At 71.8% G+C, this 14,761-nt stretch carries 16 protein-coding genes; 8 read left to right on the forward strand and 8 right to left on the reverse strand.

The features are described from left to right. Nucleotides 1-42 precede the first annotated feature (42 nt). Nucleotides 43-519: a TspO/MBR family protein gene (locus ACQP26_RS03010; protein WP_269702531.1), complete on the forward strand. Its 477-nt coding sequence runs from the start codon at nt 43-45 to the stop codon at nt 517-519. A gap of 5 nt (nt 520-524) precedes the next feature. Here the strand turns inward: ACQP26_RS03010 and ACQP26_RS03015 are convergent, their stop codons facing one another. Beyond that, nucleotides 525-1,406, reverse strand: coding sequence for a helix-turn-helix transcriptional regulator (locus ACQP26_RS03015; RefSeq protein ID WP_433494863.1), 882 nt, complete (start codon nt 1,404-1,406; stop codon nt 525-527). 133 nt (nt 1,407-1,539) lie between these two features. On the opposite strand from ACQP26_RS03015, the gene ACQP26_RS03020 reads away from it, so the two are divergent. From ACQP26_RS03020 to ACQP26_RS03030, 3 genes are all read left to right on the forward strand, one after another. After that, nucleotides 1,540-2,445, forward strand: coding sequence for an oxidoreductase (locus tag ACQP26_RS03020; RefSeq protein WP_433494864.1), 906 nt, complete (start codon nt 1,540-1,542; stop codon nt 2,443-2,445). A gap of 87 nt (nt 2,446-2,532) precedes the next feature. Continuing rightward, nucleotides 2,533-3,600, forward strand: a complete 1,068-nt coding sequence (locus ACQP26_RS03025; protein WP_433494865.1) for a DUF2855 family protein — start codon at nt 2,533-2,535, stop codon at nt 3,598-3,600. Between the two features lie 113 nt (nt 3,601-3,713). Continuing rightward, nucleotides 3,714-3,932 (forward strand): hypothetical protein, encoded by a 219-nt coding sequence (locus ACQP26_RS03030; protein WP_433494866.1) that lies wholly within the window; start codon nt 3,714-3,716, stop codon nt 3,930-3,932. 68 nt (nt 3,933-4,000) lie between these two features. Here ACQP26_RS03030 and ACQP26_RS03035 read toward each other — a convergent pair whose 3' ends face one another. Next, the gene (locus tag ACQP26_RS03035; protein ID WP_433494867.1) at nt 4,001-5,284 is read right to left on the reverse strand and encodes a GAF domain-containing protein; all 1,284 of its coding nucleotides are present in this window, start codon (nt 5,282-5,284) and stop codon (nt 4,001-4,003) included. Between the two features lie 156 nt (nt 5,285-5,440). Between ACQP26_RS03035 and ACQP26_RS03040 the strand changes: the two genes are divergently transcribed. Next, a complete protein-coding gene (locus tag ACQP26_RS03040) occupies nt 5,441-6,826 on the forward strand; it encodes a glycoside hydrolase family 6 protein (RefSeq protein WP_433494868.1) in 1,386 nt (461 codons plus the stop codon). Between the two features lie 204 nt (nt 6,827-7,030). Here ACQP26_RS03040 and ACQP26_RS03045 read toward each other — a convergent pair whose 3' ends face one another. Both ACQP26_RS03045 and ACQP26_RS03050 read right to left on the reverse strand, forming a co-directional pair. Next, the gene (locus tag ACQP26_RS03045) at nt 7,031-7,684 is read right to left on the reverse strand and encodes an NADPH-dependent F420 reductase (RefSeq protein WP_433494869.1); all 654 of its coding nucleotides are present in this window, start codon (nt 7,682-7,684) and stop codon (nt 7,031-7,033) included. Further along, nucleotides 7,681-8,214, reverse strand: a complete 534-nt coding sequence (locus tag ACQP26_RS03050) for an SDR family NAD(P)-dependent oxidoreductase (protein ID WP_433494870.1) — start codon at nt 8,212-8,214, stop codon at nt 7,681-7,683. The genes ACQP26_RS03045 and ACQP26_RS03050 overlap by 4 nt, the downstream gene beginning before the upstream one ends. 116 nt (nt 8,215-8,330) lie before the next feature. On the opposite strand from ACQP26_RS03050, the gene ACQP26_RS03055 reads away from it, so the two are divergent. Beyond that, entirely contained in the window at nt 8,331-8,954 is a 624-nt protein-coding gene (locus ACQP26_RS03055) for a TetR/AcrR family transcriptional regulator (protein WP_433494871.1), read from the forward strand. A gap of 156 nt (nt 8,955-9,110) precedes the next feature. Here the strand turns inward: ACQP26_RS03055 and ACQP26_RS03060 are convergent, their stop codons facing one another. Beyond that, nucleotides 9,111-9,668, reverse strand: a complete 558-nt coding sequence (locus tag ACQP26_RS03060) for a MarR family winged helix-turn-helix transcriptional regulator (protein ID WP_433494872.1) — start codon at nt 9,666-9,668, stop codon at nt 9,111-9,113. Nucleotides 9,669-9,801: 133 nt separating this feature from the next. On the opposite strand from ACQP26_RS03060, the gene ACQP26_RS03065 reads away from it, so the two are divergent. Both ACQP26_RS03065 and ACQP26_RS03070 read left to right on the forward strand, forming a co-directional pair. Further along, entirely contained in the window at nt 9,802-10,734 is a 933-nt protein-coding gene (locus ACQP26_RS03065) for an NADP-dependent oxidoreductase (protein ID WP_433494873.1), read from the forward strand. Nucleotides 10,735-10,795: 61 nt separating this feature from the next. Continuing rightward, the gene (locus ACQP26_RS03070) at nt 10,796-11,884 is read left to right on the forward strand and encodes an alkene reductase (protein WP_433494874.1); all 1,089 of its coding nucleotides are present in this window, start codon (nt 10,796-10,798) and stop codon (nt 11,882-11,884) included. Nucleotides 11,885-11,955: 71 nt separating this feature from the next. Here ACQP26_RS03070 and ACQP26_RS03075 read toward each other — a convergent pair whose 3' ends face one another. The 3 genes from ACQP26_RS03075 to ACQP26_RS03085 all read right to left on the reverse strand — a co-directional run bounded on the left by ACQP26_RS03075 (nt 11,956) and on the right by ACQP26_RS03085 (nt 14,678). Next, nucleotides 11,956-12,792 carry an LLM class flavin-dependent oxidoreductase gene (locus ACQP26_RS03075; RefSeq protein WP_433494875.1) on the reverse strand — a complete coding sequence of 279 codons (837 nt, stop codon included), beginning with the start codon at nt 12,790-12,792 and terminating at the stop codon, nt 11,956-11,958. 63 nt (nt 12,793-12,855) lie between these two features. Beyond that, nucleotides 12,856-13,524 carry a response regulator gene (locus ACQP26_RS03080; RefSeq protein WP_269702509.1) on the reverse strand — a complete coding sequence of 223 codons (669 nt, stop codon included), beginning with the start codon at nt 13,522-13,524 and terminating at the stop codon, nt 12,856-12,858. Continuing rightward, a complete protein-coding gene (locus ACQP26_RS03085; RefSeq protein WP_269702507.1) occupies nt 13,521-14,678 on the reverse strand; it encodes a sensor histidine kinase in 1,158 nt (385 codons plus the stop codon). The genes ACQP26_RS03080 and ACQP26_RS03085 overlap by 4 nt, the downstream gene beginning before the upstream one ends. Nucleotides 14,679-14,761 lie beyond the last annotated feature (83 nt).

The raw sequence follows: 14,761 nt of genomic DNA on the forward strand, positions 1-14,761 counted from the left end.
CGGTGGTGGGTTGAGTCGCCGCTGGCCGGGTAGCTGAGCGGGATGCGAGTACCGACCCTGGTCAAGACCGCTGCGGCAGTCACCGCGACCGCCGCCGCGGGCGCCGCCGCCACCTCCACCGGCACCTCGTCGCGCTGGTACCGCCGCCTGCGCAAGCCCGCCTGGCAGCCGCCGTCGGCCGCGTTCCCCCTGGTCTGGACCCCGCTGTACGGGCTGATCGCGGTGGCCGGCGCCCGGGCGCTGGACCGCTCCGAAGGGCCCGAGCGCGCCGCCTTCGCCCGCGACTACGCGCTCAACCTGGCGCTCAACGCCGGCTGGAGCGCCCTGTTCTTCGGCGCCCGCAAGCCCGGCGCCGCGCTGGCCGGGATCGCCGCGCTCAACGCGTCCAATCTGGTGCTGCTGCGCCGCGCGGCGCGCACCGACCGCCCCGCCGGGGCAGCGCTCGCCCCGTACGTCGCGTGGACCCTCTTCGCCACCGCCCTCAACGGCGCGATCGTCGGCCTCAACCGGGGACGGTGACCGGATCAGGCCGGGTGGACGTCGGCGGACGCCGGGCGGGTCGCGCGCCACGACGCCAGGAGCCGTAACCGGTCAGCGTCCGGGCTGCCCGGCTCGGCGGTGAAGACCAGCACGACCGGGCCGGGGCTGCCCGGCAGCGGATAGGTGTCCCAGTCCAGGACGATGTCGCCCAGCCCGGGCACCCGGAACGTCTTGGTGCCGCTGACCGAGGCGCGGACGTCGTGCCGTGCCCACAGCCGCCGGAACTCCGCGCTGCGGATGCTCAGCTCGCCGACGATCGCGGTGGCGCGGGGATGGGTCGGGTCGTCGGCGACGGCGGCGCGCATCATCCCGATGTAGTCCAGCGCCTGCCGCTCCCAGTCCGGGCAGCTCCGTCCCCCGGTCAGCACGTCGTCGAACAGCAGCAGGAGCATGTTGAGCCGGCCGGGCGGGAGGTCCGCCGGGTCACCGAGCAGCGCCTGCGCCATCGGGTTCCAGTCGAGCAGGTCCAGATGCCGGCCGAGGACGACCGCCGGGGTGTCCATCACCCGCAGCAGCCGTCGGGTGCCGTCCGGCACCCGCTCCGGACCGTGGTCGACACGGGCGGGCACCGGCCGCCGGGCGGCCCGGGCCAGCGTGAACAGGTGCCGGCGTTCGGTGTCGTCCAGCCCGAGGGCGCTGGCGAGCGCGTCCAGGACGTCGTCGGAGGGGCGTACCTCCCGGCCCTGCTCCATCCGCTGGTAGTAGTCGGTGCTCAGCCCGGCCAGCAGGGCCAGTTCCTCCCGCCGCAGGCCGGTCACCTTGCGCCGCCCGCCCGGCTCCAGGCCGACGTCGCGCGGGCGCAGCCGGCCACGTCGGGCGCGCAGGAAGGCGCCCAGTTCGCGTGCGTACGGATGTGGGCTGCTCATGCCGCCAGTCTGCCGCGACGCCGCACGCCCAGGGTAGGTCCCGCGGACCTAGGCAAACGCGAACGACCGAGACCGCCCGGATCGCTCCTAGCGTCATCGCTGATCGCGAACCGCCGTACCCGAGGAGCAGCAGATGACCGGATGGACCACCGATCGCATCCCCGACCAGCGCGGCCGGGTCGCCGTCGTGACCGGCGCGAACTCGGGCCTCGGCCTGGTCACCGCCACCGAACTGGCCCGCCGCGGCGCCCACGTCGTACTGGCCGTGCGGAACACCGTCGCCGGCCGGGAGGCCGCCCGCCGCATCGGCGGCGACACCGAGGTACGCGAGCTGGACCTGGCCCAGCTCGAATCGGTACGCGCGTTCGCCGCGAAGCTGACCGCCGACCACCCGACGATCGACCTGCTGGTCAACAACGCCGGTGTGGTGCTGCTCGGACCGCGCCGTACCTCCGCCGACGGCTTCGAGCTGCAGTTCGCCACCAACATGCTGGGTCCGTATGCGCTGACCGGCCTGCTGCTGGACGCGCTCGCCGGGGCGCGGGCGCCGCGGGTGGTGAGCCTCAGCTCCCTCACCCACCGCAACGCGCGGCTCGACTTCGACGACCTGATGTCCGAGCGCGACTACCGGGCCTCTGCCGCGTACGGCCGGTCGAAGCTCGCCACCACGGTCTTCGGCGTCGAACTGGACCGCCGCCTGCGCGCGGCCGGGTCGCCGGTCGTCAGTGCGCTGGCGCATCCCGGCCTCACCCGCAGCAACCTCACGCCGCGCGCCTGGGAACACCGCGGCCGGCTCGGCCGGATGATCGGGCGGCTCGGATCGCTCGCCACCCAGCCGGTCGAGCGGGGCGTGTTGCCGCAGTTGCGGGCCGCGACCGACCCGGAGGTACGCGGCGGCCAGTTCTTCGGTCCGTCCCGGTTCTTCGAGACCTGGGGTCCGGTCACCGAGGCGCGGCTCAGCCGGCAGGCCGCCGACCCGGCCGTCGGAAAACGCCTCTGGGCTGCGGCGGCGGAGCTGACCGGTGTTCGTTACCTCTGAACCGGTGGCGCGCAACGACGCGGCCGAGTGGGATTTTGCACTCCCAGTGCACTTGTCTGGAGTTCCGCGTCTGCCTAGCGTCAGGCCATGGCTGACTCGTGGACGTTCGCTGTGGCCCGTGACGACCTCGCTCGCACCACACTCGTCGACGGCGCGGTGCCCGACCTCGCCGACGGGGAGGCGCTGCTACGCGTGGACCGCGTCGGCCTGACCGCCAACAACGTCACGTACGCGGTGCTCGGCGAGGCGATGCGCTACTGGGAGTTCTTCCCGCCGGAGCCCCGAGGGCTCGACGGTGGGTGGGGTCTTCCGCCGCTGTGGGGCTTCGCCGAGGTCGTTGCATCCACAGTGTCGGGAGTCGAGCCGGGCCGGCGGGTCTACGGCTACCTGCCGCCCGCCGGTCACCTGGTGGTACGCCCGGACCGGGTGGACGAGTCCGGATTCCGCGACGCCAGCACGCACCGGGCCGGCCTGCCCTCGCCGTACAACGCCTACCGGTCCACCGACGGCGATCCCGCGTACCGGGCGGAGCAGGAGGACCTGCTCATCCTGTTCCGGCCACTGTTCTTCACCTCGTTCATGCTCGCCGACCAGGTGATCGACGAGGACGGCTACGGGGCGCGTTCGTTGGTGCTGTCGTCGGCGTCGAGCAAGACGGCGTACGCCACCGCGTTCGAACTGCACGGCCGCGGCCCGCGCCTGATCGGGCTGACCTCGCGGGGCAACCTCGCCTTCACCCGGTCGCTGGGCTGCTACGACGAGGTCCTCTCCTACGACGACATCGGCACGCTCGACGCGATTCCGACCGTCTACCTCGACCTCTCCGGCTCACCCACGACCCGCGCCGCCCTGCGCGCGCACCTCGGTGACCTGCTCGTCCGGGACATCGCCGTCGGTCTCACCCAGCAGACGCCCAACGCGGGTGCCGCCGGGGAGGTCTTCTTCGCGCCGGTGCGCATCCGCAAGCGGAGCCAGGACTGGGGCCGGACCGGCCTCGACGAGCGGTTCGCCGACGCCTGGCAGCGGTTCTCCCAGGTGGTGAGCGGATGGCTCGACGTGCGGGTCGGCACCGGCCCGGAGGCGCTGCGGGACGCGTGGCTCGACGTGCTCGCGGGCCGTACGCCGCCCCGGGTGGGCCACGTCGTCCAGCTCTGAGGACGTCGCCGATTTCGACCGTGACGGGCCCGGTCGGCCGATGCGCGCTAGGCTGACGACGCGGGGTACCGATGATCGCCACCCCTTGCTTCTCCCACGGTTTCCCAGCCGCGATGACTGAGTCGAGCGCTGCCGTGCAGATTCCCTTGGAGCACCTCGTGCCCGACGACACGTTCGCCCCGAACCCCTTCCGTGTGGAAGGGCTCGGGGCCACCGACGACGCGCCCAGTCCGGTCGCGGACGTCAGCGCCGAATCCATGACCCGCCTGCGCAGCCCGTTCGACGCTGCGCGTCCCGCTCGCGAGCCGGCCGGCGAGCCCGCCCGACGCTGAACCTTCACCCGGGCGGCTGCCCCGGCCGTGCGCACCGGTGCCCGACGTGACCGCCGGGCGCGGTCACGTCAGCGGTTGAGGTAGGCGGACAGGCCGCCCAGTTCCTCGTTGGCGATGAAGACCGAACGGACGTTGATGATCGCCTCCTCGACGTGCGGCGGGCAGCCCCACGCCGAGTCGCCCCACGAATCGGCGATCTTGATTTCGGCGGGTGCCGTGCAGCCGTCGCCGCCGCCGAGCTGACACTGCTCGGGGCGGGGAGTGGCGGCCTGCGCGGCGGCCGCGGCGCGCAGCCGGGCGGTGAGTTCCGCCGCCGCGGCGGCGCGCTGTTCCGCCTCGGCCCGTAGCTCCCGTTCCGCCCGCACCACCCGGGCCAGCTCGTCGTGGGCGGCCCGGGCCCGGGCGTCCGCTTCGGCCTTCGCCTGTTCGATGTGGTGACGTTCGATGGCCAGGGCGGCGGTGCCGGTGAAGACCCGGGCGAGGGCCAGGTCGGCGTCGCGCGGGACACGCGGGGTGCGGTGGTACATGGCGAACGTGCCGAGCAGGCTGCCGTCACGCGCCAGGATCGGCGTGGACCAGCAGGCGGCGAGCCCGGCCCGCTCGGCCAGGTCACGGAAGTCGGCCCAGAACGGGTCGGTGGCGATGTCGGTGACGACGACCGGTTCCCGCCGGTGCGCGGCGGTGCCGCACGACCCGACACCCTCACCGGTGGCGATCCCGTCGATGGCCTCGTTGTAGAAGTCGGGCAGGCTCGGCGCGGCGCCGTGGCGCAGGTGCCGGCCGTCCGCGTCGGCGAGCAGGACGGAGACGAGCACCTCCTGCGGCGCGAGGTTCTCGATGCAGCGGGCCATCCCGTCGAGCACCTCGGTCAGGGGTGCCTGCCGGGCGATCTGCTCCAGCATGGCGCGGTGTTCGGCCATCAGCCGTTGCGCGTGCTTGACCTGTGTGGTCTCCACCCCGATCACGCGGATCCCGGTCACCGTGCCGGTGGCGTCGCGGCGTGCCTCGTAGGTGAAGTCGAAGAACGCCTCCCGCGCCTGCGACCCGGTGCCGAGCATGATCCGGGCGTCGTGGCCGGTGTAGGCCTCGCCCGTGCGGTAGACCTCGTCCAGCAGGGCGATGAAGCCCTGGCCGTCCAGTTCCGGCATCAACTCGGCGAGGGCGACCCCGGTACGGGCGCGTTCCTCGCCGATGGCGGCGAAGAACGCCGGGTTCGCCGCCTCCACCACGTGCGTCGGCCCGGCAAGCGCCGCGAACACGGCGATGGACTGCCCGAACAGCGCCCGTAGATCCTCGTCGGCGGGCTGCCCGGCGACCGACGAGCTCGCCTGCTGGCCCGGTAGCGCCGTCATGCCTGGTCTTCCTCCCACGCCTGCCTCGTCGATCGCTGCCACATTACGGGGCAGTGGCAGGCGTTCACATCTTGGCATCGACGCCCGCCTCCGTTACCGTCGTGGGAACGCTCCCATGAACTTAGATACGTCTATGTGATCAGGAGGAAACACGACGTGGCTATCCTCTCGTCCCGCCGCAGTTCAGCGGCCATCAGCGTGGCCGCGGTCGCGGGGCTCGCCGCGGCCGGCGTCGGTCTCGCCGTCGGCGGCGCGTCCGCCGGCACCGTGTCCGGATCGCTCTACCGCGACCCGAGTTCGGCGGTGGTTCGCTGGGTCGCCGCAAACCCGGGCGACTCCCGCGCCGCCGTCATCCGCGACAAGATCGCCAGCCAGCCGCAGGCGCGCTGGTACGCCAACTTCAACCCGTCGACCATCCAGTCCGAGGTCTCCTCGTTCATCGGCGCCGCCAACGCGGCACAGCAGATCCCGGTGCTGTCGGTCTACGAGATCCCCAACCGGGACTGCGGTGGGGCCAGCGCCGGTGGCGCGCCGGACCTCAACCAGTACCAGACCTGGGTGTCCAACTTCGCCAGAGGGCTCGGCAACCAGACGGTCCTGATCATCCTGGAGACCGACTCGCTCGCGCTCCAGACCTGCCTGAGCCCCAGCGAACTCAGCGCGCGCAACCAGGCGCTCACCACGGCGACCCAGACCATCAAGTCGGGCAACCCGAACGCCAAGGTCTACCTCGACGGCGGTCACTCGACCTGGAACAGCGCCAGTGACACGGCCAACCGGCTGCGCGCGGCCGGCGTGCAGTACGCCGACGGGTTCTTCACCAACGTGTCGAACTTCAACCCGACCTCCAGCGAGGCGAACTTCGGCCGGGCGGTCATCTCCGCGCTCAACGGTATGGGCATCTCCGGCAAGCGCCAGGTCATCGACACCAGCCGCAACGGCGGAGCCGCCGGGGACTGGTGCGCAGACGACAACACCGACCGGCGCATCGGGCAGTACCCGACGACGAACACCGGCGACGCCAACATCGACGCGTACCTCTGGGTGAAGCCGCCGGGTGAGGCGGACGGCTGCCGCTACACGGCCGGTTCGTTCCAGCCGGACCTGGCCTTCAGCCTCGCGAACGGCGCGCCCAACCCGCCCACCACGGCGCCGCCGACGACCAACCCGCCGACCACCGCACCGCCCACCACGGCGCCGCCGACGACCGCACCGCCCACCACCGCGCCGCCGACCACGCCGCCGCCCGGCGGTAACGGCTGCTCCGCAGCGGTCGCGATCAACCAGTGGAGCGGCGGCTTCACCGCCAGCGTGAACGTCACCGCCGGCTCGGCGGGCATCAACGGCTGGACCGTGACCGTCGCGCTGCCTGGCGGCGCCGCGATCACCGGCACCTGGAACGCCCAGGCCAGCGGCACCAGCGGCACCGTCCGGTTCACGAACGTGGGCTACAACGGGCAGGTCGGCGCCGGCCAGACGACCAACTTCGGTTTCCAGGGCACCGGCACCGGCCAGGGCGCTACCGCCACCTGCGCAGCCTGACCGGACCCGACCCTCATGTCGCGGCCCGGCGTGGAGGAACTCCTCCACGCCGGGCCGCCCTCGTCCATCGGTACGCACCACGCCGGAGCCGCCCGCTACACACGGTCTGCGGACGTCAGCGCCGATTCCACAACCGCCTGCAACCCGTCCACCGTCCAGGACCCCGACAGTCCGATCCCGACTAGCATCAGCCTCCGAGCGGAGTCAGGCGGCGGCGAACCGCCGCGCCCTCCTCAGGTTGAGCGCCAACTCCTCGCGGTTCTGGTGTGCGTGGCGGATCCACGCCGGCTGGCCCGGGCCGGTACGCCAGGACTCGCTCAGCGGGCTGTTGTCCACAGTGTCGAAGTCGAACCGGTCGTAGAGCCGCGTCACCAGCTCGACCGCCTCCGGGTGGTCGCTGGAGACGGAGAGCGCCAGCCGGTCCGGCGCCCCGGCGGGCCGGGCCGAGGTGAGCAGCCGTGGCGCCTGGATGTGGGTGAACGCCTTGGCGACCTTCGACGTGGGAAGCTGCTCCTGGCGCAGCTCGTGGACCGTCTTCTCGCCCGAGTCGAGGACCGGGATGTTCCCGTCCCGCCAGACCATGTAGTTGTTCGTGTCCAGCACGACCTTGCCGGCCAGCTCCTCGACCGGCATGTCGTTCTCGACCTTCAGCGGCACGGCGACGATCGCGAAGTCGCCCGCTGCCGCCGCCTCCGGCGCGTACGCCGCCCGCGCCGACGGACCGAGTTCGGCGACCAGGTCCGTCAGCGTGTGCGGCCCTCGCGAGTTGGCGATTACGACCGTGTATCCGGTCGCTACCGCCGCGCGGGCGAGCTGGCTGCCGACCTCACCGGCGCCGATGATGCCGATGGTTGTCATCGTCGGTCGCCGTCTGCGGCGGCGGTGAGCTGCCGGAGCATCTCGGCCGAGTCGTGCAGGGCGGTCATCTGCACGAACCGCCCGTCGCTGACCTTGTAGATGGCGTACTCGACGATCTCGAACGAGGCGCCGGAGGGCGGTACGCCCAGCCACTCCTTCACCGGGGTGCCGTAGTTGATCGCGCGGACGGCGATCCGGTCGCGGTCGAACAGCAGTTCCTCGACCTCCCAGCGGAGGTCCGGAACGGCGTCCACGTCATGCTTCTGCACCGCGTGCTCGGCGATGCCCGCGTTGTTGACGAGGACGTCCAGCCGCCCCTCGTCGGCCTCGATGGTCGCCAGCGCCTTGGTCACCGAGTCGTCGTCGGTGACGTCGAGGGGCACGAACCGCGCTCCGAGGACCGAAGCGGCCTCCTCGCCCCGCCTGGTGTCGCGCGCTCCGACGTAGACGACGTGTCCCAGGTCGAGAAGCTGTCTGGCGGTCGCGAAACCGATGCCCTTGTTCGCGCCGGTGATCAACGTGATGGTCATGCTCTTCCCTCGTGCCGCAGTTTTGTACTGATCGGTTCGTGGATCACCGTAACAGCTTTCTGTACCGATCGGTTCGTGGGCTGGGTCACTTCTGTACCGAGCGGTATAGTCGAGTCATGGGCACTGAGACTCCGACCCCGGGGCGGCCGCGGGCCTTCGACGAGCAGACGGTCCTCGACCGGGCCGCCGAGGTCTTCTGGCGGCAGGGCTACGAGGGCGCGTCGCTGAGCTCACTCACCAGGGCGATGGGCATCAACCGGCCCAGTCTCTACGCGGCGTTCGGCAGCAAGGAGGAACTGTTCAGGCGGGCCTTCGACCGCTACCACGAGACCAACCTCGCGAACGCGCGCGCCGCCCTCGAACAGCCGACCGCGTACGCCGCGATCGAAGCCTTCCTGCGCGCCAGTGCCGACAACCTGACCGCGGGCGGCCACCCCGCCGGCTGCCTCTCCATCCAGGGCGGCCTGGCCTGCTCCCCGGAGAACGCCCGCATCTCCGAGATCCTCGCCGCCGGCCGGGCGGCCACCGAGGCGGCGCTCGAAGAACGGCTGTCCCGTGCGGCGAAGGAGGGCGATCTCCCGGACGGCCTGGACAGCCGGGCGCTCGCCCGTTTCGTGATGGCGCTCAGCGAGGGGCATGCCGTCCACGCCGCGGCCGGCGCGAGCCGCGAGGATCTTCAGGCCTCCGTCGACGTCGCCATGCGGGCCGTCGAGGCACTCCACCCCAATGCCGGAGAGTAGTAGCACGAACTCACTCAGCTACTTCTCGGGTGGCCTTGGTGGCTTCCCCGCTCGACGGATTCCACTACGGACGCTGTTGATCTCGTTGTGGCACATGGGTTTCACGTGACGTTCGGGGTGGGCGGCCCGAGCGTCCGGGGCTGACGGCGGAGCGGGTCAGTCGGCCTGGGCTGGGGCATCCGACGTGGACCTGGGGCGGCGCTTGCGTGGTGCGGCCGAGCGGGGTGGCAGCGCGCGCATGTGGTCGCGTACCCGGGTCATGATGTCGCCGAGGTGACGCACGTCGTCGTCGGAGAGCGAGTTGAACAGCAGCAGTCGCGACACCTCGATGTGGCCGGGCAGGATCCGGCGGAACAGGGCGGCGCCCGCGTCGGTCAGGGCGACGAGGGTGGCTCGTTCGTCGCCGGGAAAGCTGCTGCGAGTGATCAGGCCGGCCTTCTCCAGCAGTCCGGCCTGATAGGTCAGCCCACTGCGGCTGTAGACGACGCCGTCGGCGAGCTGGGTCATGGTCAGCGGCGTCTCGGACCGCGCGAGGTTGGCCAGCAGTTGGAACTGTACGTAGCTGATGCCGCCTTCGGTGCGTAGCTGCTGCTCGACGTGGTGTTGCAGCAGGCTGACGGCCTCCAGGAGCGCGAAGTAGGTCTGCAGCTGTTCGGGGTGCAGCGGCGGCACTCCGTCGTCGCTGCCGTTCCCCGCGGTGCGGGTGGATGTCATGTGCGCACCCTACCTGCTTCGAACTCGCAGCATTGTGAGTGGTGTCACGCCTCGCGCGTCTTTGCTTCGAACTCGAAGCGACTTAGGGTCGAGCCATGCTTCGACTTCGAAGCGGTTATCTGAGGAGGACACCATGAAGGCAGTGCGCTACCACTCCCACGGCGGCAGCGACGTGCTCACCTATGAGGACACCGAACGGCCGGTGGCGGGAGCCGGGGAGGTGGTCGTCCAGGTGGCCGGCACCTCGTTCAACCCGGTGGACGTGGCGATCCGCGCCGGCTACATGCGGGACGTCTTCCCGCTGACCTTCCCCCACACGCCGAACTTCGACATCGCCGGAACAATCACCGAGGTAGGCGAGGGCGTCGGCAACTGGAACGTCGGTGACGTGGTCCTGGCGTTTCTGCCGATGGCCGCGCCGGGGGCGGCCGCCGAGTACGCGGTCGTCCCCGCCGATGCCCTTGCCGCCGCGCCGCGTACCGGCGAACTCGCCGACGCCGCGGCCCTGCCCTCCGCCGGCCTGACGGCGTGGCAGTCGCTGTTCGAGCACGCCGGCCTGACCAGCGGGCAGCGCATCGTCGTCAACGGTGCGGGTGGCGCGGTCGGTGGATACGCCGTCCAGTTGGCCAAGCAGGCGGGTGCCGAGGTGACCGCAACCGCCAGTGCGCGCAGTCGCGACCGGCTGCTCTCCTACGGTGCCGACCGGATCGTCGACCACACCGCCAGCGCGCTCACCGACGTCGTGGCGGGCGAACGGTTCGACGTGGTGCTGAACCTGGTGCCCATCACTCCCGAACAGGGCGTCGAGCTCGTGGATCTGGTCGCCGACGGCGGCGCCTTCGTGAGCACCACCGCTCCGGGCCCGGAGCAGCCCGGACGCGGCATCCGCGCGGTACGGGTGTTCGTTCGCAGCGACGCCGCCCAGCTCGCGCTGCTGGTAGCCCGCGTCGACGCCGGTGACCTGCGCATCGACGTCGGCCAGCGGCGGGCCCTGCGCGAGTTGGCCGCCGTGCACGACGAGTCCGAGGCCGGTCGGCTGGCCGGCAAGACCGTCCTCATTCCCTGAGCCACCCGCCCTTCGCGGGACATCTGCCACAACCCACCCCCTGCACGGAGGACAGATCACGATGACGACCGCATTCGAACCTTTCAGCCTTGCCGGCACCAAGCTGAGCAACCGGATCGCGATGGCGCCGATGACCCGCAGCCGCGCCTACGGCCCGGGTGCCGCGCCGACCGCCGACACCGCCATCTACTACGCCCAGCGGGCCTCCGCCGCTCTGATCATCACCGAGGGCATCCAGCCCTCGGTGATCGGCCAGGGCTACCCCAGTACGCCGGGCCTGCACAGTGCCGAACAGGTCGCGGCGTGGCGTCAGGTCACCGACGCCGTCCACGCCCAGGGCGGGGTCATCTTCGCCCAGCTCATGCACACCGGCCGGATCGGTCACCCCAGCCTGCTGCCCGAGGGCCTCGTCCCGGTCGGTGCGTCACCGGTTGCCGCCGCCGGAAAGGTGTTCACCGCGCAGGGCCCACAGGACTTCGTCACCCCCCGCGAGCTGACCGACGCGGAGATCCTCACGACCATCGGCGATTTCGCCGCCGCTGCCCGCAACGCCGTTGCCGCCGGGTTCGACGGCGTGGAGGTGCACGGCGCCAACGGTTACCTGCTGCACCAGTTCCTCTCCACCAATGCCAACCGGCGCAACGACAGCTGGGGCGGTACGGTCACCGGCCGAATGCGGCTGACCGTCGAAGTCGTCCGCGCGGTCGCCGACGCGATCGGCGCCCACCGGACCGGACTGAGGATCTCTCCCGCCAACCCGTTCAACGACATCACCGAGGACGCACACCAGCACACCTACACCGCGCTGGCCGACACTCTCAACCCGCTCGGCCTGGCCTACCTGCACATCGCCGAGGCCGACGACCGCGACCTCACCCGTGAGCTGCGCCGCCGGTGGGACGGCCCGCTGATCCTCAACCCGTTCACGCCCGGAACGGTCACCGGCCCCGAGCAGCTCGCGCTGATCGAGGACGGCACCGCCGACCTGATCAGCTTCGGCGGCCTGTTCCTCGCCAACCCCGACCTGCCTGCCCGGCTCGCCGCCGGCGGGCCCTACAACACACCCGATCCGGCCACCTTCTACGGCGGCGACGCCCGCGGCTACATCGACTACCCCACGCTCGACGGCAGTCCGAGCGCGGTGAGCTGACCACCGCCGCGCGCGAGGCCTGCCCCCGTCTGACGCTGCGGGCAGGCCTTGCGCGGGGCGACATCGGCCGGCTACCGCACCAATGGACCGACCTGCTGTGCGGTGAATCGAATGAAGCCCTCGAGGTCGGGTTCGTCAGCGGTGGGCTGCAGGATCACGGCGTCGGCTCCGGCGTCCCGGTAGCGGTTCACGACAGCGGCAATGTCGGCTGCGTCGCCGGCCGCTGTGGCGTCCCAGCTGTCCGACTCGTTCCAGGACTCCAGCTCGCGTTCCATGCGTGCCTCGGCGTCGGGGCCGGTCGCGGCATGGACGTACACGGTGACGGCCTTGGCCGTCGACCTGACGGCGGCCACCTCCTGCGGAGGCGTGCCGGCGGTCAGCAGGATCCCGTCGGCGACCTCGCAGGCGAGAGCACGCGTCTTCGGCCCGGTCGCGCCGGCGTAGATCCGGGCCGTGCCCACCGGCGGGTAGTCCAGCTTGACCTTGTCGAGCTGGACGTACCGACCCGACGTCGTGACCGTCTCGCCGGCCAGCAGCGCCTTCAACGCCTCGACGTGCTCACGCAGCAGCGTCAGCGGCGAGCCCACTCGCGCTCCGACCTGCTCCATCCAGTCCTGGACGCCGTGGCCCACGGTGAGCAGCACCCGGTCGGGGAAGAGCCGGTGCAGCGTGGCGGCCTCCATGGCGAGTGCCGCGACGTTGCGGAACGGCACCGGCAGCAGCCCGATGCCCACCGCCAGCCGGTCGGTCCAGGCCAGGGCCGCGGCGGCGGTGGCGATGCCGCTTTCGAGGAAGCAGTCCTCCCAGAGCCACAACTGGTCGAGGCCGGCTTCGTCAGCGGCGCGTGCGACGGAGCGGAGGCGTTCGGGTGGATTCTGGGGCCGGAACACCACGCCGAGGGTCGTCATGACGGCCGAGCCTAGCCACGGAGGGGCCCCGCCATCCATGCACTTTCCGGGAGGACGACTCGCTCAGCGCAGGCCGCCCGGTCCGACCAAGCCCGTTTCGTAGGCGACGATGACCAGTTGCGCCCGATCACGTACCGCCAGCTTGGTCAGCAGCCGCCCGACGTGCGTCTTCACAGTGGCCAGGCTGAGACCGAGGTGCGCGGCCAACTCCGCGTTGGACAGGCCCCGGCCGATCAGCGTGAGCACTTCCCGTTCCCGCTCGGTCACCCCGTCCAGCCGTCGCGGGAGTGGCCGGGTCGGCTCAGGTCGACGGGCGAACTCGTCGATGAGCCGGCGGGTCACCGTCGGCGCGAGCAGTCCTTCGCCCGCGGCCACCACCCGGATGCCGGCCAGTAGTTCCGCCGGCGGGGTGTCCTTGAGCAGGAATCCGCTGGCTCCGGCGCGCAGTGCCCCGTAGACGTACTCGTCCAGGTCGAACGTGGTCAGGATGACGACCCGGGTGCCGGCGGTGGCGGGGTCGCCGCAGATCCGCCGGGTCGCCTCGATGCCGTCCATCTCCGGCATCCGCACGTCCATAAGCACCACGTCCGGCCGGTGCTCGGCGGCCAGCGCCACAGCCTCCACGCCGGTGCCCGCCTCGCCGACAGTGGTGAGGCCCGGCGTCGAATCGACCAACAGCCGGAAACTGCCGCGCAGCAGCGCCTGGTCGTCGGCGATCAGCACCCGGATCACGCGGCCACCCGGTAGGGCACGCGCGCCGTCACCGCGTAGCCGCCGCCGGAGCATGGCCCGGCGTGGAACTCACCTCCGTGCGACGTCACCCGTCCCCGCATGCCGATCAGCCCGTGCCCCTCCCCGCAGGGCAGCACAGGCCGGCGGCCGTCGTCGGTCACCTCGACCCGGACCTCGCGAGGCGTGACGGTCACCGTCGCCCGGCAGGCCGCCGGCGCCGCGTGTTTCACCACGTTGGTCACCGCCTCCTGCACGATCCGGTACACCGTCAGTCCCACCGACTCCGGCACCGCGCCGGCCGGTTCCTCCCGCCGTACGTCGAGCCGAACGTCCACCCCACCGATCGCCGCCTGCCGGGCGAGCACGGGCAGCTCGTCCAGCCCGGGCGCCGGGGCGTACGGGGTGTCCTCGCGCAGTACGCCGAGCACCCGGCGTACATCGGTGAGCGCGTTGCGGCCGGTCTCCTCGATCACCCGCAGTGCGGCCCCCGCCTCGCGGGGGTCGGTCTCGGCGACGTGGTTGGCGACTGCCGCCTTCACCACGATGAGGCTCAAGGTGTGGGCGACCACGTCGTGCAGTTCCCTCGCCACCCGCAACCGCTCCTCGGCGACGGCCTGCCGGACCACATGCTCGCCCTGCCGGGCGGCGAGGGCGCGTCGCTCGCGGACAAGCCAGCCGATCACCCAGGCAGGCGCGATCATGACGGCGGCGTAGACAACGGCACCGGTCCGCGACCAGAGATCACCAGCGGTCAGCGCCAGCGCGACGCTCACCAGAGCGAGACAACCGGTGGCACTGAGCAGCGAACGGCGGGTGGCCGTCGACGCGGCCACCGTGTAGAAGGACAGACCGACGGCGACCGCCGGAGCGGCAGCGGCGAAGTTGGGGATCACGCCGGTGATCAGGGCGGCCGCGGTGCTGCCGCTGATCACGACGGCGACGGGGACCGGCCACCGTCGCCGGACGGCCAACGGCAGCCCGAGAGACATCCCGACGAGCACCGACAACCAGAGCGGCTCGCGTACGCCACCGTGCAGCGGTGATTCCAGGGCCGCATACGGGCAGAGCAGCCCGCCGACCGCCACGGCGAGCACGGCGTCCACGATGTACAGGTCCACCGGCCGCAGCCGCCGGGTCAGCAGGGGAGCGGTCACCCGCACGACGGTATCGGCCGGCCGGGTCCGACGCGTCCACCCGCGGGCGGTCATCCCGGAGGACGACGTACCGGCGGTTCCGG

Source organism: Micromonospora sp. CA-248089 (genome assembly GCF_050948515.1).
Taxonomy (GTDB): domain Bacteria; phylum Actinomycetota; class Actinomycetes; order Mycobacteriales; family Micromonosporaceae; genus Micromonospora.